Consider the following 22622-nt stretch of genomic DNA (forward strand, 5'->3'; position numbering starts at 1 on the left):
GAACGGCCCGCCGGTTGGGGCGGGCCGAACTGCGCCGGTCTTAGCGGTACGGGTAACCCGCCTTCTGCATGACGGCGGCGTATTTCTTGAACGCTTCCACGACCTTGCCGGAGCGGGGGCTGGAGGACGCCACTTCGTCCCAGAAGCCTTCGCTGTCCTTGACGACCTGGTCCCATTCTTCCGGCGGCAGCGCCGTCAGTTCCATCTTCTCTCCCTCGACGCGCAGCTTCGCTTCGCCCCCCCAGTACCAGATGTCGCGGTAGTAGTGCGACTGGTCGATGGTGATACGGAAGAGTTCCTGGAGGTGCGGCGGCACCTTCTGCCAGCTTGCAGTGTTGGCGAAATAGCTGCCGAACCAGGCGCCGGTGACGGAGTTCGTCAGCGCGTACTTGCAGACGTCCGCCCAGCCCACTTCATAGGCTTCGGTAAAGCCGCACCAGGCAACACCGTCCAGCTCTCCCGTCTGCAAGGCGACTTCGACGTTGTCCCAGGGGATGGTTACCGGGACGAGGCCGTAACGCGACAGGAAGCGGCCGGCGGTCGGCACGCCGAACACACGCAGGCCATTCATGTCGGCAAGGCTGCGGATCGGCTTGTCGACGGTGAAGATGTGCAGCGGATCCCAGGCGCCGGTGGATAGCCAGGTGACGTTCTCGACTTCCGAATAGGCCTCCTCCCAGATCTCCTTCAGCCCGTAGTATTTGAAGAGTGCCGGTACATCGAGGCTGTAGCGGGTTGCGAAGGGGAAGTAGCCGCCGAAGACGGCGATATCGACGGGCGAAGCCATGGTCGCCTCGTCCGACTGCACCGCATCGATCGTGCCGCTCTGCAGGGCGCGGAAAAGGTCCGAGGTCGGAACGAGCTGATCGGCGTAGTAGAGCTCGATTTCCATCTCGCCGTTCGCCGCCTTGTTGAAGGCCTCGATCTGCGGCTTGATCACATGCGCGCCAAGCGGCGCTCCGGAATAGGTCTGCAGACGCCACTTGATCGGCCCACTCTGGGCGTTGACATAAGGTGCTGCAAGCGTCGAGCCTGCCACGACCGCCCCGGCACCGAGCCCCGATTTCGTCAGGAAATGACGGCGCGTCGAAAGAATTTTTTCGGACGGGCTTTGATCGGCCTTTTCTTTTGTCATTCTTGTTCTCCTCTGAGGTTGAAACGGGCGGCTGATCCCGGATGGATCAACCCTTGACATTCATGTGTTCGGGAAGCCAGAGCGCGAGCTCGGGGAAGATCATCACCAGTGCGATGGTTAGCGCCATGATGGTTGCGAACGGCCAGATCGAGCGGTAGATGTCGATCAGCGTGATTTCCTTCGGCGCCAGCGAGCGCATCAGGAAGAGGTTGTAGCCAAACGGCGGGGTGATGTAGGCGATCTGGCAGGTGATGGTGTAGAGAACGCCGTACCAGATGAGCTGGTTGTCGAAGCCGAGGTCGAGCACCTTCACCAGCGGGATATAGAGCGGGGCGACGATGACCAGCATGGCCGTATCGTCAAGGAACATGCCCATGACTATGAAGCTGAGCTGCATCATGATGATGACGGTCCACGGCGAGAGATCCCATTGGCGGATAAAGAGATTCTCAACCGCTTTCACTGCTCCGAGCCCATCGAACACGGCGCCGAATGCGAGCGCTGCCAGGATGAGCCACATGAACATGCACGAGACACTGAGCGTCTGCATTGAAGTGTTGCGAATGAGTTTCCAGTCGAAGCGCCCTTTTGCGATCGCGGCGATTGTCGCAGCCGTCGCGCCGACGGCCGAGCTTTCGACGAGGCTGGTGTAGCCGAAGACAAACAGACCGGTCATGAAGAAGAAGATGGCGAAGGGAATGATGCCCGCGCGCGCCAAGGCAAGCTTTTCGCGGAAGGGCATGTTCAGTTCCTCGTCGCTCACGGTCGGGGCGAGCTTCGGGTTCAGCCGTGCGCGGATGACGATGTAAATGATGAAGAGTGTCGCCATCAGAAGACCGGGGATGACGCCTGCGAACCAGAGCTTGGAGACCGGCTGGCGGGCAATCATGCCGTAGAGCACGAGCACGACCGACGGTGGAATGAGAATGCCGAGCGACGAGCCGCCCTGTACCACGCCCGAGATCAGCACCTTGTCGTAACCACGGCGGATCATTTCCGGCAGTGCGATGGTGGCGCCGATCGCCATGCCGGCGACCGAAAGGCCGTTCATGGCCGAGATGATGACCATAAGAAAGATCGTGCCGACGGCGAGACCTCCGGTGAACCGGCCGAACCACACGTGGAGCATCTTGTAGAGATCTTCGGCGATGCCTGCCTCGGCCAGGATATAGCCCATGTAGATGAACATGGGCAGCGTCAGCATGGCGTACCAGTTGAAGAGCTTGAAGACCTGGTTGAACGGCAGTTCGATGGCACCAGGCCCATAAAGCAGAAGGGCAGCCGCCGAGGCGACGAAACCGATGGCAGCAAACACGCGCTGCCCGGTTGCCAGCAGCAACATCATTGACGCGAACATCAAGAGCGCGATCATTTCATAGCTCATGCGAGCTCCTTTTCGCGCAGCGTCTCGATATGCTTGAAAACTTCGGCAACAGACTGCATCAGCATCAGGATAAGGCAGACCACCAGCAGCGACTTGATCGGAATGACCGACGGGTTCCAGATGGAGAACCGCTTCTCATTCGTCTCGATCGCATAGATCAGGCTGGAGATGCTGCCGATAAGCAGCACGACGAGGTAGAAGAGCATGCAGCCGATCGTTGCGAGATCGATGCGGGCCTTGGTGCGTGTCGAAAGCGTCGAGTACCAGAGGTCCATCCGGACGTGCGCATTGTTCTTGATCGTGATCGGGCCACCCATGAAATAGTAGGCCGCCAGAATGAACTGGGTAAGTTCAACCGCCCAGTGCACAGGCATCTTGATCAGGTTTCGGGTGATGGCGTCGAAAATCAACGCGCCGCCCATTACGAAGATCAGCGAAGCGGCCAGATAGCCGACATAGTCGGAAATCCTGTCCGTCATCCGCACATAACTGGCGATCAGGCCATGCATCGGCAGCCCCCCACCCTCAATCCTGCGTCTTTCGAATTCACGCATTCGCTCCTTATGCCGGTCGTTTTCTGGCAGCGGGACCGCGATGATCTTCGCGGCACCCCTATTTTTCCAAGAAGGTACAAGCGGGCGCAAAGCCACGAGTTCGGCCTTCCGATGAAACATCGGCGGACCGATCGGTCATTCCAGCGATTAAGTTCGGTACGGCGCGAGCGGCGCCCGGGAAGGAGTGCGTCCACCCTCCGTTCGCCCCTGGCGCGCAAACGGCGCTAAGGCGAGAAAGACGATAACCGGATCTGAATCATTGCGTTCCCCAACGGCTGCATTTGGTCAGCTATGCGTGTCTTTTTTTCCACTGCACCCTTGCACTCTAGCCGGTTCGGCGGAGAAGAAAAGTCCAATTTTTGATATTTATTGCCCATTCGGCTAAGTTCAGGTGATGGACGCTGTTGTTTCAGTCATATTCCGCTCGAAAAATTGACCGAACGGGTGTTGTGGGATACAAGCGAGTGTGCTTGGGGAATCGCGTGCGGGAAGGTGCCGCAGCAACTTTTCCCGGTCGACACGGCGCTTGAATGACGGCCGGCTTCTTGCCATAAGCCCGCCGCAAACGCGGTGCTAGACGGCGCAAACGACCGAGGGCGGGCTTCGACGTGGGGGACACTTTGCAACCATCACAGCGCTACGAGGAAATTGGACGCCTCCTTGAGCATTCAGGCGAGATGGCGGTCGAAGAGTTTGCCGAGCGGCTCGGCGTATCGCGTGAAACCATCCGCCGTGATCTGTCGCGGCTCGACGCAATGGGTAAGCTACGGAAGTTTCATGGTGGCGCCCGGTCGGTCACCCGGTCTGGGACGACGATCGAGAAAGAAGGTCCGTTCGCCCATCGAATGGCGGAAAACGCCGAAGCGAAGAACAGGATCGGCAAGGCAGCGAGCCGCCTTTTTGCACGCGACGATTCTCTTTTCATCGATACGGGCAGCACCACGATTGCGATGGCGCAGGCGCTCGCCAAGCTTCAGGGGCTGGTCGTCATTACCAATTCTCCGCGCATTGCCGCCACGGTCGCGGACAACGCCAGCCATAAGGTTTTTCTCATCGGTGGCGCCTATGGTGCGGATGCGGGCGAAAGCCTCGGTGCGTTGGCGCTGGAGCAGATCGCCAAGTTTCGTGCCCGTCATGTCGTTCTGACGATCGGCGCCATCGATGCAACGTCGATCATGGATTTTGACGTGCAGGAAGCGGAAATCGCCAAGGCCATGATTGAGCGGGCCGATCGGATCACGGTGCTGGCAGATCACAGCAAATTCGATCGTCGCGCCGTCTTCGAGGTGGCGCCGCTTTCCGCAATCGATACGCTGGTCACGAATGTTCGGCCGTCAGCGGCCATGGTGAACGCGCTCGCTGCGGCTTCAGTCGAACTGATCGTCGCCGACTGAGGCCGGCAGGGACCTGTATCGGCCTGCCGGGCATGTCTACCGCTGCCGTTCTTCCCGCCGTCGACCGCATCGACACGGCCACGTCTCCTGCCATGACAGCCGGCCGGATGGGCCTCGTAACCCGTCATGGCCGGCTGTCGCGGTCGCCTTGGGAGGCTTTTCGTGGGTCCGCCGCACGTGGGACCGAGCCGCGTCTATCGCACACCCGCGGCGCTGTCGATCGAGAACTGCACGCATCACTCGGACGTGATATGGAAGGTGCGTTCCCCTGGCGGCCGGTCCTCGCCCGACGCATGCAGGTCAGTTGCGCCGTAGAATCTGATCGGCTAGCGACCGGCTAGCTGGCGGACACCGGTGCGGATCGGTATATTACCCATAGTCTCCCGTATGATACTGCGATCGATGCAGGCGGAGGCGTAGCTTTTCCCGGTGTCTGGCTGTGGAGAACCCCAATGACCGACAAGCCGAATCCGAGCAATACCGTCCTCAGCGCCGACGAGCTGCGCAGGCAGATGCTCGAAGCGCAAATTGCCGAGATGGAAAAAGAAGACAAGCTGAGAGAACGCAAGCGGGAGGAACTGGCGAAGTTCACCGATGATTTCTTCAACAAGCATGTCGGAGCCCAGGAGCAGACCCTGATCCGCAACGTGGTGGCGCGCGCGGTGAAGGATGGTAAGATGGAGGCTCTAATCTACACGTTTCCATCCGATTTCTGCAGCGACAGCGGCCGCGCCATCAACAGCGCAGACCCTGATTGGCCGCAGACCCTTCAAGGCAAGGCCAAGGAACTCTATGATCGCTTCAAGGAAGTGGCGCAACCGCAGGGATACCGGCTGAAGGCTATGGTGATCAACTTCCCCGGCGGCGTGCCTGGTGATATCGGCTTCTATTTGAACTGGGAGCCGCCCGCCGCCTGACGCGTCATCTTGCTCCGGACTTGCGCGCTGCGGCTTCGGATTGGCGGTTGTTTTGCGCACTGCTCCCGGGGTCGGTTTCGCGGCAGGGAGACAACGTTCAGGCCGGTACAGTCGTGAGAGCATGTGATCCCGCTGCCATAGGGAAGGCCCATGAACGACGGTCCCTACCCCGCCCCGGAAGCCCGGAACGACCACCCCTCGGCGATCGAACCGCGCATCACCGATTTCGTGCGGTTCGGCGTGTTGGCCCTCTTTGCCTACTGGTCGTTTACGCTCGTCGCGCCGTTCCTGGTCATCGTGATCTGGGCGGCGATCCTGACGGTCGCACTCTTTCCCTGCTACCGAGGCCTGCGCGTCGCGCTCGGCGGAAGCAAGCGGTTTGCCGCAATCATGCTCACCTTCATCAGCCTCGGCATCATCGTCGGGCCACTGGCGGCCATAGCGTTGAATTTCATCGATGCGACCTACTGGTTGCTGGAGCAGCTCAAGAGCGGATCTCTGAAAATCCCCGTGCCATCGGAGAGCGTCCGCGCCTGGCCGTTGGTCGGGGAGAAACTCTATGAGGGATGGAATCTGGCGTCCAGCAATCTGGCTGGCATGCTCCAGCGATTTGAGCCGACGCTGCTGCAGGCGGGAGGCTACGTCATTGGCAAGGCGGCCGGGGTCGGGCTCGACCTTATCGGGTTCATGGCGTCGGTGGTCGTCGCCGGCTTCATGTTTGGACATGGCGAGCAACTGGCTGCTACTCTCCGCCGCCTTGCCGAACGCGTCGGCGGGGACCGTGGCATCGGGTTCATGGCTCTGGCGGGCGCGACCATTCGCAATGTCGCAACCGGCGTGATCGGGGTGGCCCTGCTACAGTCCTTTCTCGCCGGTGTCGTCCTCTATCTCTTTGAGGTCCCGGCCTCCGGCGGACTGACTTTCGCCATCATGATCCTGTGCATCGTGCAACTGGGGCCGGCACCGGTACTGCTACCGATCATCATATGGGCCTGGATTACGAACGATTTCACTTATGCGATCGCTCTCACCTTGCTTCTGGTGCCGGTGGCGGTGCTCGACAACGTGATGAAGCCCATCCTAGTCTCGCGCGGCCTTTCGACCCCGATGCTCGTCATCCTGATGGGCGTCATCGGCGGGACGCTTTCCTATGGCCTGATAGGGCTATTCCTCGGCCCTATCGTACTCAGTGTCTTCTACGATCTGCTCGTCGCCTGGATCAGGGTGACGCCTGCAGCCCGCAAGGGAACTCCTCCCGCCTAACGATGCAGGCGGATAATCCAAGGATCCTGCGCCTGCGTCTCAGGCGACATCGGGTACGATCTTCAAGGGAACCTTGTCAGGTTCGTAGTCATCCGGGCGCTTCTGGCGCTTGCCGAGGTCCGGAGTGTCGAACTTTACCTTCTCATACGGGATCGAGTTGAGCATATGGGAAATGCAGTTGATGCGCGCCCGTTTCTTGTCGTCGGACGGCACGATCCACCATGGCGCGTAGTCAGTGTCCGTGGCTCGAAGCATTTCGTCATAGGCACGCGAGTAGTCCCACCACTTCCGGTAGGATTCGATATCCATGGGGCTCAGTTTCCACTGGCGCACGGGATCGTCGATGCGGCGCCGGAACCGCCGCTCCTGTTCATCCTCGCTGACGGTCATGAAGTATTTGAGGAGAATGGTACCGCTCTCGACGATCGCGGCCTCGAAGCGCGGCACCAGCTCGAGAAACCGTCGCGCTTTCTTCTCGCTGCAGAAGCCCATCACGCGGTCCACGCCGGCGCGGTTATACCAGCTGCGGTCAAAGATCACGATTTCTCCGCCGGCCGGCAAGTGGGCGATGTAGCGCTGCATGTACATCTGCGTCTTCTCGCGGTCGCTCGGCGCCGGAAGGGCGGCGACGCGAAAGACGCGCGGGCTGACGCGTTCGGTGATACGCTTGATGACGCCTCCCTTCCCCGCGGCGTCTCGTCCTTCGAAGATTATCACGATGCGCGTGCCGGACTTCTTCACCCAGGCCTGCAGATGGGCGAGTTCGATGTGCAGCTTGTCCATCTGCTTGTCGTAGTCCTGCACCTTTGCCCCAGACTTCGCGCCCGAATGGGAAGATGCAGTCTCTTCACGCTTTTTGTTCATCTCCGTCTCCTCAAAGTGAACCCGTTGCCTACGTGTCGCGACGTCTCCTGTTTTCGATCTCCATCACGCGGAAAGATTGAAGGGCGTCGTCCAGGTCTTCGAAAACGAAGGATTCGCCGACCCGTCCGATCAGGCCGGCCCGCTCCAGCAGCGCTTTTGCATCTGCATGAAGTTCGGCAAAACACAGGGTGACGCCGCGGCCTTCCAGGTCGTTGCGGACGTCCTCCAGCATTGCCGCAGCCGTACTGTCCATCTGAACAATCGCGCCGGCGTCGAGCACGAACCAGCGCGTACCGGCCGGCAGCGTCTCGGCGACCTCGTTGAGCCGCGCGCGGACGTAATCCGTGTTGAAGAACAGCAGGCTCCCCTGCAGCATCCACACGACAAAGCCCGGCACGCCCTTCGCCTCGGGGAAGCGGTGCAGCTTGTAGAAGCCGTCATGAGTGGGGATGCGGCCGAGGAACGCGTCGCGCGGATACATCATGTTGCGCAGCAGGTAGAAGAGCGTTGCCGCGATTGCGATGATGACGCCGTTCAGGACGCCGAAGCTGATGGCGCCCGACATCGTAATCAGCGCGAAGACGAACTCCATCCGGGAGATGTGCCAGATCTGGCGCAGTTCATGCACATCGATCAGGCTGAGGGCGGCGGAGACGAGGATGACGGCGAGCGCTGCGACCGGAAGAATCTGTAGGGCGTCGTTGAGGAACAGCAAGGTCGCGATCAGTGCGCCGGCGGATACGAGGCCCACGAGCTGCGAATGACCACCGACCGAGAGATTGATCGCCGTGCGTGAATCGGAAAAGCTGATCGGGAATGCACCGAAGAAGCCGGCCGCCGCCTGTGCGCTGCCGAGGCCGAGCAGTTCCTTGTTGGCGTCGACCGTCTCTCTGGTTCGAGCGCCGAAGCTGCGGGCCGCGACGATTCCGGATCCGAAGCTGACCAGAAAGATGGCGGCGGAGCCCAGGATGAAGCGGTCCGCCGGCACCTCTGTAACGAGGGGCAACGAGAATGACGGGAGGCTGCTGGGAATGTCGCCAACGACGGCGATGCCGCGCGAGCGGAGATCGAACAGAGCCGACAGGACGACCGCGAGAAGGACCACGATGACGGGGCCGGGTATAGGCGACTTCAGCGCCCGCGCGGCCTGCAGGACTGCGAACATGCCAACCGCGAGCCAGACGGTCGGCCAATGGATCAAGGGCCCCTTTCCGGCGAGCTCGACCAGGGGTGCGATCAGTCCGTTCGCCTCGATCTTGACCCCCGTCAGGCGACCGAGCTGACCGATGAGGATCGAGATCGAAATGCCTGCGAAGAAGCCGACCAGGATCGGTCGCGACAGAAACGTCGCCAATACCCCAAGCCGCAAAAAGCTCGCCACGAGGCAGGCGACGCCGACGCCGAGGGCGAGCATCGACGCCAGCGCCACGCGGTCAACGGGCGTGTCTGCCGGCATTCCGGCGATGATCGCCGCCATCGCCGCTGCAAGGACCGTCATCGTACCGGCATCGGGCCCCACGACGAGCCTGCGCGAGACGCCGAAGATCGCATAGGCGATCGGCGCCACGATGCTTGCATAGATTCCGGTCTGCGGAGGAAGGCCGGCAATCGCGGGATAGGCTATCGCGCTTGGGAGACCGACCGCTGCAACCGAAAGTCCGGCCGAAATGTCGTTGCGCAGCCAGTCGAGACGATAGCCCGTAAGCCCCCTGAAGAGCGGCAGGGAAAAGCCCGCACTCATCTGGCCACCTTTTTCCCCTGGAGATGTCGTGGGTCGCGATCGGATCCTGCCCTGACCCCGGCGGCGTCACAGCTCGATACGTTGCGCCCCCTCCCGCTCATCTCAGTGCTCCAGGAATACGTAGTTCATCCAGGCACTCATCCGCAGCAATACCTTGCGCAGGATCGAAACGTGGTGCCAGTGATGGGTGTAGACGGCTACTTCTGCCACGACGCCCCCCGGCAACTGAAAGGCGCTGGTATCTTCGAGGACGTCGATCTTGGCGAGCGTCTGGCCCGGCTTCAGGCGTTCGGGCGCCTGCGGATCGATGAGCGCTCCGGTCGGCTGCAACTGTCCCTGCGCCATGACGTCAATGATGGCGCCGACCCTCGCCTTGAAGATCCTGCCCGGCACGGCCTTGAAGGAGACCTCGGCCTCGTCGCCAACATTGACGCGCTGCAGGGAGTTCTGGATGAATGCGGCAGCGAGCATGCGGTCGTCGCTGTTTATGAAGACCATCACGGGGCGCAGCGGCAACGGGTTCGCCATCATGCCGGGACGAAGGAAGACCTGCGTGACATAACCGTCGCTGGGCGCCCGGACCGTCGTCTGGTCTAGTTCGAATTCCGCATTGCGAAGCTCCGCCGTGAGCCGCGCCACAGCCGGATTCACGCCGTTGATCTGGGATTCGTAGGCGAGGCGCGCCTGCATGGCCTGGGCTTGCGCCATGCCGACGGCGGCTACCTGTGCCAGATAGAGCCCGCGCCTGTTCTCGACTTCCAGTTCCGAGACCGCCGATTCACCCGTCCGCTCCCTCGACGTCTCGTAGATCTCCTGATAGCGCTCGAAACTCAGTTGCGCCCGGTCCCGATCCGCCAGCGCACCTTCGACGGCGGAGTTCGCCGCATCCATGGCCGCCTTCAACTGTCGCACCGCCTGCTCGGCTTCGGCAAGTGCAGCCGTCTTTTCGTCGACGGTGAATTGATACGGCCGCGGATCAATGCGGAAGAGCACATCGCCTTTCTTCAGTTGCACGTTCGATTGCACCGGCACGTCTACCACGATGCCGCCAACCGCCGGTATCACTGGCGCGGAGGTGAAATAGATGCGCCCGTCGCTGGAATAGGGGTGGTTGTAGCTCATCAGCAGCAAAAGGCCGGCGATCAGGAAGATGCCGCCCAGCACCGCCGTGGACACCGACCACTGGTTCACCGGAATTCGGAAGATCTTGAAGACGGCGATGCAGATGGCGGCATATGTCAGGATGAGCAGCAGATCCATCAGGCGGGCTCCCTCGTCTGCAGTTTGAGCTGTTCCTCAAGCTCCTCGACACGCGCCTGGAGAACGGCGACTTCCGCATTCGCCTCGGCTTCGGTCTGCAGCTTGCCGTCAGGTCGAATGCCCCAGCCTCGGTCCTCGCGGTAAAGGGTCGCCCAGATGAAAAGGAATGGCCAGATCGCGTGGAGCGTGAACAGGCTGACCCAGCCGGCGATGTGGATCGCGTCCTGGTGTGGATGATTGCGTGCCTTGGCGATCAGATGGGGAATATCGTGGATCGCAATGATCCCGTAGAAGAGCGTAAGGACGACGAAGATCAGGACACCGAGAGCAAAATAATCAAGGAACACGTCCAGCCCTCCGCTGCACCCACGAACCACCGCAAGGCGCACCGAAACCTGCATGAATGGACCTGGCGCGCATCTTCACCCTAACGCGCATTTTGCATCGATGCCCGTAGTATCGCGTAGGCTCTATGGACGGAACCGGAAGCGGGTGGCGCTTCAGCCCTGCGCGCGCCGATTACGATGACAGCACGAAAACTAGCGGCGTTTAATCGGTCACGCCGTGCTGAGCGTGCAGGCCCGATGGACTGCCGCGTACGGCTTCATCCCTGCTCCGCTTGCCGCATACACCTGTATTCTCAGGTATCTTACGCCCCGGGGTGACCACTGCACGATATGCTGCGTCGAAGAATGCATCTCGGCTCGAGCGATCGGAGGAGTGCGAGGGTGGCAGGATCGGGACCCGATACGGACAAGGACCAGGGACTGGCATCGGCGCTTCGACGGTTTCCCACGCACGCCGCCCAGATCCACACGCTGATCGAGCGCAACGAGAGCTTTCGCGGGATGTGCGAGGACCTGGCCTGTGTCGAGCGCGCCCTCCTGTCGATCGACCAATTGCCGGAGATCATTCGCGCCGCCCGCCGCGTGGAATTCGTGCAGATGGCGGATAGTCTTGCGGTGGAGATCGAGCGGGCGCTGGGCCAGATCAAGGTTTCCGCGCGGAAGCTGTTTGAATAGAAGCGTGGATCAGCGGGACCACTTCTATCAAAAAATACGTGCTGGTTCCTGCCCTGAAATGCACTTTCACCCCGTGCGGAGTGGGGAGTGATCGCCCACAGCCTGAAGGCGTCAGGACGGATCGACGACGCTTTCCTGTGCGTCCAGCGTGCCGTCGGGCTGGGTGACTGGCATGCTGGCAATATTGACGAGCGTCACGATGATGGCCGCAATGATGACGACCGCCATCATCGCCTGCAGACCGGTGCGCGCCTGAAGTCTCTTCATGGAACGCAAACGAGTCTTGCGGCCGATGGTTCCAACGAAAATGGTCATATCTGAAAGGGTGTCGGATTGATAGGCGCGTCGGGGACTGATCCTGATGCTGTTGCACAAATGCACTCGACTCTCCTCTCGTGCGATGTTTCGTTGACGCGCGGAGGATCTCGGTATGACTTACGAGTGGGACGGACAGCGCGCCAAGCGGACCTTCATATGGAAAACCGTATCGATCCTGGCTGCCACGCTCGTCTCGGTGGGCATTCCGATCTGGATCGTGCTCACCGCCTTGCAGTATTGAGAACAGCAGGCGCCAAGCCTCACCGTATCTTTGACGGGGCGCCACTGCCGTCATCGCGCAGGGTTCAATGACGCGGTGATTCTCTGACGCGGTGATTCTCTTCGGAGGCTTGTGCGGCCGTCAGTTTCAGGCGAATCGTAGCGCCGAGACGCATGCTCTTTCGGGTTGTGCACCGATAAAATTTCTGGCGCCTTCATTCCGGCAGAACGCGGCCGCGATGACTTAAGTAGCCGGAAACGTTAAAGAAAAATCACTTTTCCAGTGCTTTTCGCTCCATCGCGGGCGAACGGTAAGCCTCCGTTAACCTTAAATCACTTGCCAAGCTACGTGGAATCGTTTGACGATCCTCACGGCGAAATGCTGTGTTTACGAAAATTTCCGTGTGTACGAGAGGAAGTCGTGGAGAATCCCCGCCAGCTTCAGAAGGCGATCCATAAGCTGATTGGCGCGCATGCGCGCGATCTTTCGGCGCGCCTGCACGAACATCGCCTGAAACTCTATCCGCCGGAAGCCCGTAAGTCATTGCGCCCGTTCTCCTCGATCGAGGCGGCCAAGCTGATCGGTGTGAACGACGGCTATCTCCGTCACCTTTCGATAGAGGGCAAGGGACCGCAGCCGGATATCGGATCGAACGGGCGCCGCTCCTATTCCGTCGAAACGATCCAGGCGCTTCGCGAATATCTCGAGGCGAACGGCAAGAACGACCGCCGCTACCTGCCGCGCCGGAGCGGCAATGAACATCTGCAGGTCATCGCCGCAGTGAATTTCAAGGGCGGAAGCGGCAAGACGACGACGGCCGCGCACCTGGCGCAATATCTTGCGCTCAATGGCTATCGCGTGCTTGCGATCGATCTGGATCCGCAGGCCAGTATGTCCGCGCTGCACGGATACCAGCCGGAATTCGACGTCGGGGAGAACGAGACGCTCTACGGCGCCGTTCGCTACGACAGCGAACGGCGCGACCTCCGCGACATCATCAAGAAGACCTATTTCACCAACCTCGACCTGGTGCCCGGCAACCTCGAACTGATGGAGTTCGAGCACGATACGGCGCGCGTTCTGGCGTCGAACGACCGCAAGAACATCTTCTTCACGCGGATGGACGACGCGATCGCCGGCGTTGCAGACGACTACGATGTCGTCGTGATCGATTGCCCTCCACAGCTCGGCTTCCTGACGATTTCGGCGCTCTGCGCCGCCACGGCGGTCCTCGTCACTGTCCATCCGCAGATGCTCGACGTAATGTCGATGTGTCAGTTCCTGCTGATGACGTCCGAACTGCTCAGTGTGGTGGCGGATGCCGGCGGCAGCATGGACTACGACTGGATGCGATACCTCATCACCCGTTACGAGCCGGGCGACGGTCCCCAGAACCAGATGGTTTCATTCATGCGAACCATGTTCGGCGAGCACGTCCTGAACCATCCCATGCTGAAAAGCACGGCCGTATCCGATGCGGGGATCACCAAGCAGACGCTCTACGAAGTCAGTCGGGACCAGTTCCATCGCAACACCTACGATCGCGCCATGGAGGCGCTTGACTCGGTCAACGGCGAGATTGCCCAACTGATCGAAACGGCCTGGGGACGCAAATGACCGTCGTGGCAATATCCCGGATCGCAGCGTTGCCAGCCGGCAACTTGGCGCGTGATTGCGTAACGGAACACGCGATCGCTTTGGTGAAAGGAGCCACCAATGGCTAGAAAGCATCTGCTGTCGGATCTTGTCGGCGTGCGTCTGCCGGACGGGGAGTCCGTCGACGGCGAAAAGGCGCGCGAGGCCTCCCCTGCCCCGCACTATGCGCCGCGCGGCGCGATCGGGGCGGTTTCGCGCTCGATCGAAATGCTCAAGTCGCAGTCGCTGGTTGAGCTTGATCCCGACCTGATCGATACGCCGAAGGTGACCGATCGTCTCGAGGAGGCGCCAGAGCATTTCGAAGAGTTTGCGAGGCAGATCAAGGAGCACGGCCAGCAGGTTCCGATCCTGGTGCGCCCGCACCCGGACATCGATGGCCGATACCAGATCGCCTACGGCCGCAGGCGCCTGCGCGCCGTCAAGGCGGCAGGCATGCTGGTCAAGGCGGCCGTCAAGCCGTTAAGCGACGAAGAGCTGGTCCTGGCACAGGGGCAGGAAAACAGCGCCCGTCACGATCTCTCATTCATCGAGCGTGCTCTCTATGCCGCCGAGCTGGAAGTGAATGGATACAGCCGGCAGCTCATTATGGCCGCGCTCGGCGTCGACAAGACCGGGCTTTCCCGCCTGATCTCCTCGGCCGTCAGCGTTCCGGCCGAGTTTATCCGTGCAATCGGTCCCGCCCCCAAGGCGGGACGTGATCGCTGGATCGAATTCGCAGCAAGGCTGGAGCGCAAAGGCGCGGTTGAACTGGTGCGCAGCGAGCTGGACGGCGGCAGGCTTTCCGGTCTGTCGTCCGACGACCGGTTCATTCGGCTGTTTGATCTGATTGGGCCGAAGAAGCCTAAGGTGGCGAAAGCCCATGTCTGGTTGGCGGACGACGGGAGCAAGCCGGCACGCTACAAGCAGGATGAACGCAGTTTCACACTGGTTCTCGACGAGAAGGTGGCTCCCGATTTCGGCGAGTTCATCCTTTCCTCGCTGCCGGATCTGTACGCCGCGTTCAAGAAGACGAAGCAGTAACCGATAGAACCCAAAAGGGAGCAGCAGCGCAAAGAAAAAGCCCTCCGAAACGGTGTTCCGAAAGGCTTCTCTCAGTTTGGTCGCTAAGAGATTCGCATTTCCCGGAATCACAGTCAAGAGTCCACGTCGTTTTCGGCGAAGCCTTTTCTTTGCCTTTTGAAAGGTAGGAAAATGGAGAGTGGATATGTGACGACGCCCTTCGGGCGGCGATCGATGACGCTTGCCCTGGTGCAACGTCAAAAGCAGGCGATGGAAGTCCCCGAAGGAAAGACGGTCGACAAGTGGCGCGTGTTGCGCGATGCCGCCGATGCCCGAAGCCTGCTCGGGCTTCAGGACCGTGCGCTGGCTGTCCTCAACGCCCTGATATCGTTCTATCCGGCACAGGAATTGAGCAGCGATGCGGGCCTGGTCGTCTTCCCGTCGAATGCACAGCTGACGGCGCGAGCCAATGGCATCGCCGGCACCACCCTGCGAAAGAATCTCGCAGCGCTCGTGGACGCCGGGCTGATTGTCCGGAAGGATAGCCCGAACGGCAAGCGCTATGCCCGCAAGAACGATGATGGCGCCGTCGAGGAAGCTTTCGGCTTCAGCCTGGCCCCGCTGCTGGCCCGTTCCGAAGAGCTCGCAGCGATGGCACAGCAGGTTGCTGCCGAGCACCGCCGCTTCCGCCTGCTGAAGGACCGATTGACGGTTTGCCGCCGGGATGTCCGCAAGCTTATCAGTGCTGCGATCGACGAGGGAGCGCCGGGCAACTGGGACACCATCGAGAACTGCTACGTCGAAATTGTCGGGCGGATTCCGCGGAGGCCGACTGCTGAAAATTTGGAAAATCTTGCAGACGAACTGGCGCTGTTGAGGGAAGAGGTCATCAACCGCTTGGAAAAACAGGAATTTTTCAAAAAAAGCGATGGCAATGATGACGTATTCGGTTGCCACATACAGAATTCAAATACCGAATCCAGCAATGAACTTGAACCCAGCTCTGGAAAAGAGCAGGACGGGAAATCGAAACGGCCCGTACGGAAGGCGGGACCTATCAATCCACTGCCGCTTGAAATGGTGTTGCGCGCCTGCCCCGAAAGCAAACCGTTCGGTCCGAATGGCGTTATCGGCAATTGGCGGGACTTCATGCTGGCCGCCATCACCATTCGCTCGATGCTGGGCATAAGTCCTTCGGCCTATGAGGAGGCGTGCGAGATCATGGGACAAGCGGCCGCGGCGACGGTAGTGGCCTGTATCTACGAGCGCGCAGGTCATATCAATTCCGCAGGCGGTTATTTGCGCGACCTGACCGGAAAGGCCAAGCGAGGAGAGTTCTCCCTCGGCCCGATGGTGATGGCGCTGCTGCGCACGGGATCAGAAAAAGTCGAGGGATGATGTTGGGCAGCCGCCCAACTCCGCGCACCGGAGCCGCTTCTCGCTTGGCGGTGAACAGGAGGTAGGACTATGTCGCTCGTTGGCGATGATTGCGCAGTCTTGCGCGCAGCTTCACTTCCAGCGGTCGCCGGGGACTGTAGCAGATTGCCTGACGGATCCTGGCGGAGATGAGCGTGCAGGCCCGTCGCTGCGAGAGGCAAATCACGAATGTCGCGTCGGCGACGGCCCGATGTTTGGCGGCAGCCCCCGCCCTTCTTGCGAAAAGCTCGCGGGGAGAGACGGCATTGTCATGCGATGCATCTTCAGGCGTTTCGCCGCGGCAAGGCCCATGCCGAGATGTTTGGCCAAGACCGTTGTTTCGAAATCCGTGCTTGCGATGGGAGCCTGCCGGCCAGGTAGACGGGCTCCTGCCCTCCCGTGGCCTTTGATTTCCAGGGAGCCCGCAAGTCCGAATTCACGGTGTTCGCAGCTGTTGCCGGATTGCTTGGAGCCGCCGAAGGGTGATGCCCCGTCCCTGTCTGCTTCGTTGATATAGACCATTCCGCCGCGCAGTTGGCGCGCGATTCTGCGTGCCGCAGCATTGTCCTTCGTCTGGATGGACGACGGCGAGGCCATAGATCGTTTCGTGGGCGATGATTGCTGCATCGTCCTCGTTTGTGTAGCCGAGAATCGAGATGACGGGACTGATAGATTTCCGCGCGCGCGATCATCATGTCTCGCGTCACATGAGAGTGGACGGTCGGGCGTACGTTGCGAAATCCCGCTTTCGATGAGTGCCTGGATCCGCTCGTATTGCCGGCGGTTGACTACCGGGCCGTGCTCGAAGGTCGGCATCGGCGGGCGCGCACGCGAATCGCATCGCGCTGTGCGGGCGGCTTCGTCCATTCTGTTATGCGGCACCAGTGTCCGGGTCGGCGCCTTGCAGGCCCAACCGCAAATTCCTATTGTAACCGTGGACGCCACGACCGACGGCCTTCCTCGAAGTCGGCATCCGGCAGGATGATGTTGGCCGATATGCCGCCCAGTTCCTGGTGCACGCGTTTGACCGTGTCGGCAGCGGCCTTTGCGACTGCAACCCCCGCATGGGGCGAGCCCGTGATCGAGATCATATCGATATCCGGATGGCGGGACATCCCCTCCCACACCATCCTGCCTTCACCGTTGAGATTTTTGTAGACGACCTGATAGGAACCCGCTTCGTGCACCAGTTCGCCGCCACGGATGGAGCTGAGGGGCGAATATTCGCTCGGCTCGACCACCAGCTTGCACCCTGCGGCAAGTGCCGGCGCCACCTTCACCACCAGTTGGTTCATCCGCCAGTTCCACAGCGTGATCAGGCCGCAGACGCCGACAGCCTCGCGCGAGAAAGAGGACTTCGCCTCTCAGGTATTAGAAAGAATGGGTTTCCGGCACATCGATGATGGTTTCGAAATGAACGCGGCAACCCGGGCCTGGGCGGTCTGCGAGAAGCTCGCGGTCGTGCCCTTCTCCTCGGTCATCAAGGCACCGATCTCGTCGTGTGTCTCGTTGTAGAACTCCAGACAGCGTTGGAGCAGACGCCGGCGCTCCGCCGGCATCGTCATCGAGTAGGATCGGGATGCCGCCTTGGCCGCCGTGACGACGCGATCGACGTGCTTCGCATCGCCCATCGCGATTTCGCTGATCGTGTCCTCGGTGGCTGCCGTTGCCAGCGCCGTCTTGCCGATGTCCAGTAGCGCGATGTCAGCGCCGCAGGAAGCAAAGGCCTTCGGTGTTTCAAGGCCGATGCCGTTCGCACCGCCGGTGACGGCGACCACGTGGCCCGAGACGTAGAGCTGGCTACGGTAATGCATGCACTCCTCCCCCTGCATTCCATACGGTACGAACCGGGGGGTGGTGGTATTGCTCTGCTCCTGCGCTATCTTATTGATTTTATATGCTAATTTTTGTCCTGTTGCTCGTCACGCCGTGGAAAACAGGGGCCCTTCCCTACTTCTGAATCTGGTTACTACCAGATATGCCAATGTCTTGTACCGAGCGGTCTATGACTACGAGTCCATTGCAGATGGATGCAGCGTCGGCGCAATTATGGAACGCGCGGCAGTAATCCAAGGCGCTGCCATCATGACCGTAAGCAATTGATTCGATAGTAATAAGTGGCGTGTCGGCCGAGACGCCCATACGGATGATGGAGTTCGCATCCGGCAGCGCCGCGGTCAACCAGCGCCCCGCGTGCCGGACAGTCAGTCCATATCGTTCCCGTATTGTCTGGAAGATCGAACTATTGTCGATGTCGAGTTTTTCCATGCCAGGAAGCTTGTGGCCGGGAACGGAAATGTATGTGTGCGTGATTGGCTGTCCGTCACAGTGGTACACACGGTAATGCAGACAACGTCGCCCTCCGGTGGGATGCCGAAGACCGTTTGCCCACCTTCATTTGAGGTTGCCCGGTAGAATTCGAACCTCGTCGTCGTCACCACGTGGCCCTTGGCCGTGAGGCCTCCGAGGACGCTGAGGTTCGACGTCATGAAATCGCCGTCCCGGCGTGGATCAGCGACAAGGGCTTCCTTATCGGCCCGTCGTCGGGCTGTTTTTAGCGCACCCGGCAGCATCGCCAGATTTTCTTCAGGAACGTCTACCTCGCGTGGGTGGCCTGCGTATCTGGGGGACTCATGAGGTCGTCGTCCATGAAACTGATGAAAGCGGCCGTCCGCGCGTGGATACGCGCATGAGAACGGCCGGTAATCCCATCGGCCAGTTCGGCGCGTAGTGGGGCTGCGGCCGTCATGCTGGACCGCTGTGACCGGGTTGTTGGAGAAGGCCTGACACGCGAAGTTAACGCCGATTGGCATGCCTTCCCGCGTCGCGCCGTCAGTGCCGTTCTTGCGGGTTCGAGCAAGGATCTTAGCCAGACGCCGATAAGGCTCGCGCATGAAGACATCGGGGGCGGCTTCTTCCTGTGACGGCCGGTATCGGTCTCAATCGCGTTGACCATTGCATCGGTACCGGTTGGCGCCGTCTGGATGGCGTCAGGTCGACGGTAAGCTCGGCCTCAGGGAGGGCAGAATCGGCATGACTTCGATGCGATAACACACCTTATTGTTCCATCCGGGTCAGGACGGTCATGCCGGCGACGTCGCAGCCGGTTCCGGCGGTGGCCGGACTCTGCACCATATGTACCCGCGGCCCCCTTGCCGAGGCCGGAGCGATCGGCTCAGGGCTGTTGGCTGACGCGCTTGGCGGCGTTGAGCGCGGAGGCAAGCCCCCCTCCCCTCGCCCTCTCACAACCTCCATGGCTGTTATCCTGAACTGTGTCTCGGGTGCCGTGACGGATAGAGATCATCCATAGAAGTTGTTCGGCGGGTGCCCTTGGAGGGGCAGCCCCAGGAGGAATTGACATTCATAGTAGCCAGATCATTGCAGCGACGAGATAGGCGAAGCCTTCGAAGTGAGCGGTTCTGCGATCGTATGGCGTGCCGAAGCGTCTGAAATGTTTCATTCGGTTGAAGCATCGCTCGATACGGTTGCGATGTGTGTAGGCGACGTCATCGTGCGGGATGATGAGCTTGCGCGAGCGGTTTGATGGTGTCGCCGCCTCGGCTCCCATCTCGACGATCGTTTCCCGCAAGGCATTGCTGTCATAGGCTTTGTCGGCCAGAACGGCGGCCCCGCGCTGGCCCTCTAGAAAAGCCGGTGCCTGTGTCATGTCGCCAACATGGCCGGCGGTCACGATGAAGCGCAGCGGTCGGCCGAGCGCATCGGCCCGTAAGCGGATCTTGGTGGTCAGTCCGCGTCGTGAACGCCCCAGCGCCTGATCCTTGGCCCCCGGACGCCACCTGCTGATGGGCGCGAACGATCTTGCTTTCGTTCTTCAGATACTGATTGTCTCGATCATCCGTCAGCGTTTCGAGCACCTGCTCCCGCGGCGCCAGCGGCTGAAGCGCTTATGCACGGTCTTCCACTTGCCATAGCGCGCCGGCAGGTCGCACCGTAAAATCCAAAGGCAACCATTGATAAACAGGCGATTATCTGAGCCTGTATGCCCCGCATCGCCGATCTTGCCCGGCAACAAAAGCGCAATCTTCGCCCACTGCCATCGCTCAGATCGTACCGCTTAACGGCCATGACACCTCCGTGCTTCAAAACGGTCTCCTATGAATCAGCGATCAAGCAATTTGGAAAACCTGAATGACGATCCGACCGAGACCTGGCGACGCTCCGTGTTGCACGATTTCTACGTGAATGTTGGTTCGCGGAGCGGTGCTTGGACAGAAGCTATGCTCAGGTCGCTTCATTGGCGCGCGCGGCTTGCGATTTTATGAGTTATAGATTGGCAGAAATAGCTGTGTGATGCAGGTTTGGCGTCTGTCAGAACCCGGCATGATGCGTTATCTAGAGGTGCCCGTTGATGCGGTCGATCGCTTCGGATGCCGTTGGCCCTTAGCATGCATGTTCGATTGATGCTGATGTCTAAAAGTTGCCGGCCGGCAACTTTTGCAGTTCGGGTGCGATGCGGGTGCCGTCTGGATTTCGTTTCCACTGCCCAGGCCGCCATATGCCAATAGCCGATTGCATCATAGCGCAGGCGTGTCGTGTGAGGTCCATGCTCCTGTTTCAACAAGGGCGGGCATCCCGGTTTGTCCTGCTTCGCGTTGAAGGCCCTGCCGGCTGTTATCCGATACGCTGCCATCCAGGGCATTTCAACGCTATCCGAATCCGATCGCGCCAAAGCGATCGCTGCGAGCTGTGTCTCCGGAAGCCACCTGTGTAAATCGATCGATGTCGGCATGACGGTCGTGAGCAGTCGGTCCGCGAGAACGCGGTGAGGGCGAATGGCCGCATCACTGCGTCGATGCCCAATCATGTGGAGGTTCAGCTCGGCGGCCGCGTCGCATCCTTGTCGCCATCATCACGCAAGCGCCAGCACCAGCTCCGCTGGCAGGCGGACAGTTCCGCGCATGGAAAACGGTGCTTCGGGGCGGTGAGAAGTTCGAGGTGTGCGTTACCCATGCCGCCTTCAAGGCCTGCCTCACACTTGCGCCATAGCCACCAGACGGAGAACCGGGCCCACTTCAGGAGGAACGGGCTGGCGCATCTCGGAGCACGGGCAGGTGCCTCATCTCTGCACCAACACCGCCTTTGCTCCCGCTACGTCGGCGGTGGCGAACAAGGGGGCGCAACGCAGACGAGATCGGACGGAAGCGCCTACCTTCGTCGTGGAGGATGCGGAGGAGGGGGGGCGGCGCGGACGACCCTCCGGAAGGAGCGCCTGGGCATGCTGCCTGCGGCACGCCCGATCGAGCGCCGCAATGGCGAAATCATGCGGCGCACCAGGGTCGTTGACATCGCCCCAAGGACAGAGCCAGGTCCATCTCGTCGGCGCATTGCTACTCGAGAAAGCCGGTGAGTGGGTCCTAACGGCGTGGCAGCTGCATGAGCATCCGAGGCGATGGCGCCGCCGGGTCCTCGCAATCAGGTGACCGACAGCGACAATTCTGCCCGCCGGATCCTGCCGGAAAGCACGTCAGTCGGTCGGAAGTCGTCTGACAGGACGCGAACGGTTCAAGTTGGTTCGATGCATCAAACCGCGTGACGGGTCTTCCGCATGCGGAGGGACGGTGCTATTTTCGTTGCTCTCTAGGTAGGGCTTCGCCACGGGTGATGGCGAATTGAGGCGAGGTCGCTCGCTCTGAACGTAATCCATGTAATGAACCTTATCGGTTCATTTGCTTTCATATAATGTTTCATTTACCATAAATTCAACGTGTTACTATTTGGCGGGTTCATTCCACCGACGGAGCCGGTTTGGCCATGTGACTGCGGTGCGGATCGAGGTGCTGATGGCCCGTTTACGAGGGGAGGGGAGTGAGGCAACAGGCTTCGATCCAGTGACCTTGCAAAGCGAGAGAACCGGCAAGAGGGCAGCGTCGGGTTAACGAGTCTGTCGTGAACGGGTTGGTATTTGTTGGCAATGACCGAAGTCCTGCCTGCTCACTTCAGACGCCACCGCTTCCCCGCCGACATCATCGCCCATGCGGTGTGGCTCTACTATCGTTTTCCGCTCAGCTTTCGAGACGTCGAAGATCTGCTGGCCGAGCGCGGCATTGAGGTCTCGTTTCAGACCGTTTCGGAATGGGCTGCGAAGTTTGGCCTCAAATTCGCTCATCAGTTGCGGCGGCGTTCGCGAGGCCACTTTGCCGACAAGTGGCAGCTCGATGAAATGGTGGTGACGATCAGGGGAAAGAAATACTGGCTGTGGCCCGCTGTCGATGCCAACGGCTATGTGCTCGATGCCCTGCTGCAAAGCCGGAGAAACAAGCGGGCAGCTCTGCGGCTGATGCGCAAACTGCTCAAGGGTCAGGATGGCATCGTAAACTTAATGGACGCGAGGCAGTCGTAGGAATGCTCGCACCACTGTTATTTATGCCCGAGCGATTTTTACCCAGAGGTTCATCGCCTCTGAACGCAGTTCGCGATGATGGCTGGAGGAGATGTCGTGGCGCGGGATGTGAAAGAGG

18 protein-coding genes and 4 pseudogenes are annotated in these 22622 nt (G+C 60.5%); 9 read left to right on the forward strand and 13 right to left on the reverse strand.

Features of this window, described 5'->3' with window-relative positions; genetic code table 11:
* Nucleotides 1-40: 40 nt before the first annotated feature.
* The 3 genes from dctP to CRO48_RS24515 are packed head-to-tail and all read right to left on the reverse strand — an operon-like array spanning nt 41 to nt 3073.
* Nucleotides 41-1135, reverse strand: coding sequence for a TRAP transporter substrate-binding protein DctP (dctP, locus tag CRO48_RS24505; protein WP_097142391.1), 1095 nt, complete (start codon nt 1133-1135; stop codon nt 41-43).
* A 46-nt stretch (nt 1136-1181) separates the two neighbouring features.
* The gene (locus tag CRO48_RS24510; RefSeq protein WP_097142392.1) at nt 1182-2519 is read right to left on the reverse strand and encodes a TRAP transporter large permease; all 1338 of its coding nucleotides are present in this window, start codon (nt 2517-2519) and stop codon (nt 1182-1184) included.
* On the reverse strand, nt 2516-3073 hold the full coding sequence (locus CRO48_RS24515) for a TRAP transporter small permease subunit (protein WP_245423651.1): 558 nt from the start codon (nt 3071-3073) through the stop codon (nt 2516-2518). The genes CRO48_RS24510 and CRO48_RS24515 overlap by 4 nt, the downstream gene beginning before the upstream one ends.
* Nucleotides 3074-3693: 620 nt before the next feature.
* Between CRO48_RS24515 and CRO48_RS24520 the strand changes: the two genes are divergently transcribed.
* The 3 genes from CRO48_RS24520 (at nt 3694) to CRO48_RS24530 (ending at nt 6647) form a co-directional block, all read left to right on the forward strand.
* The gene (locus tag CRO48_RS24520) at nt 3694-4467 is read left to right on the forward strand and encodes a DeoR/GlpR family DNA-binding transcription regulator (RefSeq protein WP_097142394.1); all 774 of its coding nucleotides are present in this window, start codon (nt 3694-3696) and stop codon (nt 4465-4467) included.
* Between the two features lie 452 nt (nt 4468-4919).
* The gene (locus CRO48_RS24525) at nt 4920-5384 is read left to right on the forward strand and encodes a hypothetical protein (protein ID WP_097142395.1); all 465 of its coding nucleotides are present in this window, start codon (nt 4920-4922) and stop codon (nt 5382-5384) included.
* Between the two features lie 150 nt (nt 5385-5534).
* Nucleotides 5535-6647 carry an AI-2E family transporter gene (locus CRO48_RS24530; protein ID WP_097142396.1) on the forward strand — a complete coding sequence of 371 codons (1113 nt, stop codon included), beginning with the start codon at nt 5535-5537 and terminating at the stop codon, nt 6645-6647.
* A gap of 39 nt (nt 6648-6686) precedes the next feature.
* On the opposite strand, the gene ppk2 is transcribed toward CRO48_RS24530, so the two are convergent.
* The 4 genes from ppk2 to CRO48_RS24550 all read right to left on the reverse strand — a co-directional run bounded on the left by ppk2 (nt 6687) and on the right by CRO48_RS24550 (nt 10859).
* On the reverse strand, nt 6687-7511 hold the full coding sequence (ppk2, locus tag CRO48_RS24535; RefSeq protein ID WP_097142397.1) for a polyphosphate kinase 2: 825 nt from the start codon (nt 7509-7511) through the stop codon (nt 6687-6689).
* Nucleotides 7512-7539: 28 nt separating this feature from the next.
* A complete protein-coding gene (locus CRO48_RS24540; protein WP_097142398.1) occupies nt 7540-9252 on the reverse strand; it encodes a SulP family inorganic anion transporter in 1713 nt (570 codons plus the stop codon).
* A 102-nt stretch (nt 9253-9354) separates the two neighbouring features.
* Nucleotides 9355-10512 carry an HlyD family secretion protein gene (locus CRO48_RS24545; RefSeq protein WP_097142399.1) on the reverse strand — a complete coding sequence of 386 codons (1158 nt, stop codon included), beginning with the start codon at nt 10510-10512 and terminating at the stop codon, nt 9355-9357.
* Entirely contained in the window at nt 10512-10859 is a 348-nt protein-coding gene (locus CRO48_RS24550; RefSeq protein ID WP_097142415.1) for a DUF3302 domain-containing protein, read from the reverse strand. Before CRO48_RS24550 ends, CRO48_RS24545 begins: the two co-directional genes overlap by 1 nt.
* A 381-nt stretch (nt 10860-11240) precedes the next feature.
* On the opposite strand from CRO48_RS24550, the gene CRO48_RS24555 reads away from it, so the two are divergent.
* Nucleotides 11241-11534: a hypothetical protein gene (locus CRO48_RS24555; protein ID WP_245423652.1), complete on the forward strand. Its 294-nt coding sequence runs from the start codon at nt 11241-11243 to the stop codon at nt 11532-11534.
* Between the two features lie 111 nt (nt 11535-11645).
* Here CRO48_RS24555 and CRO48_RS24560 read toward each other — a convergent pair whose 3' ends face one another.
* Nucleotides 11646-11909 carry a hypothetical protein gene (locus CRO48_RS24560; protein WP_097142400.1) on the reverse strand — a complete coding sequence of 88 codons (264 nt, stop codon included), beginning with the start codon at nt 11907-11909 and terminating at the stop codon, nt 11646-11648.
* A 55-nt stretch (nt 11910-11964) separates the two neighbouring features.
* On the opposite strand from CRO48_RS24560, the gene CRO48_RS33295 reads away from it, so the two are divergent.
* From CRO48_RS33295 to repC, 4 genes are all read left to right on the forward strand, one after another.
* Nucleotides 11965-12093 carry a hypothetical protein gene (locus CRO48_RS33295; protein WP_280952695.1) on the forward strand — a complete coding sequence of 43 codons (129 nt, stop codon included), beginning with the start codon at nt 11965-11967 and terminating at the stop codon, nt 12091-12093.
* Between the two features lie 399 nt (nt 12094-12492).
* A complete protein-coding gene (gene repA, locus CRO48_RS24565) occupies nt 12493-13689 on the forward strand; it encodes a plasmid partitioning protein RepA (RefSeq protein ID WP_097142401.1) in 1197 nt (398 codons plus the stop codon).
* Between the two features lie 99 nt (nt 13690-13788).
* Nucleotides 13789-14748: a plasmid partitioning protein RepB gene (gene repB / locus CRO48_RS24570; RefSeq protein ID WP_097142402.1), complete on the forward strand. Its 960-nt coding sequence runs from the start codon at nt 13789-13791 to the stop codon at nt 14746-14748.
* Nucleotides 14749-14919: 171 nt separating this feature from the next.
* Nucleotides 14920-16125, forward strand: coding sequence for a plasmid replication protein RepC (gene repC, locus CRO48_RS24575; RefSeq protein ID WP_097142403.1), 1206 nt, complete (start codon nt 14920-14922; stop codon nt 16123-16125).
* A gap of 201 nt (nt 16126-16326) precedes the next feature.
* Here the strand turns inward: repC and CRO48_RS33535 are convergent, their stop codons facing one another.
* The 4 genes and pseudogenes from CRO48_RS33535 to CRO48_RS24600 form a co-directional block, all read right to left on the reverse strand.
* The gene (locus CRO48_RS33535) at nt 16327-17010 is read right to left on the reverse strand and encodes an aldehyde dehydrogenase family protein (protein ID WP_097142404.1); all 684 of its coding nucleotides are present in this window, start codon (nt 17008-17010) and stop codon (nt 16327-16329) included.
* A gap of 56 nt (nt 17011-17066) precedes the next feature.
* Nucleotides 17067-17975: pseudogene (locus CRO48_RS33010) on the reverse strand (aldehyde dehydrogenase family protein).
* Nucleotides 17976-18093: 118 nt separating this feature from the next.
* The gene (locus CRO48_RS24595) at nt 18094-18480 is read right to left on the reverse strand and encodes a UTRA domain-containing protein (RefSeq protein ID WP_176526875.1); all 387 of its coding nucleotides are present in this window, start codon (nt 18478-18480) and stop codon (nt 18094-18096) included.
* Between the two features lie 1024 nt (nt 18481-19504).
* Nucleotides 19505-20229 (reverse strand): annotated as a pseudogene (locus CRO48_RS24600) (IS5 family transposase).
* A gap of 1846 nt (nt 20230-22075) precedes the next feature.
* Here CRO48_RS24600 and CRO48_RS24605 point away from each other — a divergent pair.
* A pseudogene (locus CRO48_RS24605) lies at nt 22076-22465 on the forward strand (IS6 family transposase); the annotation flags it as partial.
* A 60-nt stretch (nt 22466-22525) separates the two neighbouring features.
* Here the strand turns inward: CRO48_RS24605 and CRO48_RS33635 are convergent.
* Nucleotides 22526-22622, reverse strand: a pseudogene (locus CRO48_RS33635) (IS6 family transposase); the annotation flags it as partial.

Source organism: Rhizobium subbaraonis (assembly GCF_900220975.1).
In the GTDB taxonomy this organism is placed as follows: domain Bacteria; phylum Pseudomonadota; class Alphaproteobacteria; order Rhizobiales; family Rhizobiaceae; genus Mycoplana; species Mycoplana subbaraonis.

Excerpts from the sequence above, each read along its gene's own strand:
- dctP (WP_097142391.1), bottom strand. The coding sequence starts at position 1,135 with ATGACAAAAGAAAAGGCCGATCAAAGCCCGTCCGAAAAAATTCTTTCG.
- CRO48_RS24510 (WP_097142392.1), bottom strand. The coding sequence starts at position 2,519 with ATGAGCTATGAAATGATCGCGCTCTTGATGTTCGCGTCAATGATGTTG.
- CRO48_RS24515 (WP_245423651.1), bottom strand. The coding sequence starts at position 3,073 with ATGCGTGAATTCGAAAGACGCAGGATTGAGGGTGGGGGGCTGCCGATG.
- CRO48_RS24525 (WP_097142395.1), top strand. The coding sequence starts at position 4,920 with ATGACCGACAAGCCGAATCCGAGCAATACCGTCCTCAGCGCCGACGAG.
- CRO48_RS24530 (WP_097142396.1), top strand. The coding sequence starts at position 5,535 with ATGAACGACGGTCCCTACCCCGCCCCGGAAGCCCGGAACGACCACCCC.
- ppk2 (WP_097142397.1), bottom strand. The coding sequence starts at position 7,511 with ATGAACAAAAAGCGTGAAGAGACTGCATCTTCCCATTCGGGCGCGAAG.
- CRO48_RS24540 (WP_097142398.1), bottom strand. The coding sequence starts at position 9,252 with ATGAGTGCGGGCTTTTCCCTGCCGCTCTTCAGGGGGCTTACGGGCTAT.
- CRO48_RS24545 (WP_097142399.1), bottom strand. The coding sequence starts at position 10,512 with ATGGATCTGCTGCTCATCCTGACATATGCCGCCATCTGCATCGCCGTC.
- CRO48_RS33295 (WP_280952695.1), top strand. The coding sequence starts at position 11,965 with ATGACTTACGAGTGGGACGGACAGCGCGCCAAGCGGACCTTCATATGG.
- repB (WP_097142402.1), top strand. The coding sequence starts at position 13,789 with ATGGCTAGAAAGCATCTGCTGTCGGATCTTGTCGGCGTGCGTCTGCCG.
- repC (WP_097142403.1), top strand. The coding sequence starts at position 14,920 with ATGGAGAGTGGATATGTGACGACGCCCTTCGGGCGGCGATCGATGACG.
- CRO48_RS33535 (WP_097142404.1), bottom strand. The coding sequence starts at position 17,010 with ATGGACGAAGCCGCCCGCACAGCGCGATGCGATTCGCGTGCGCGCCCG.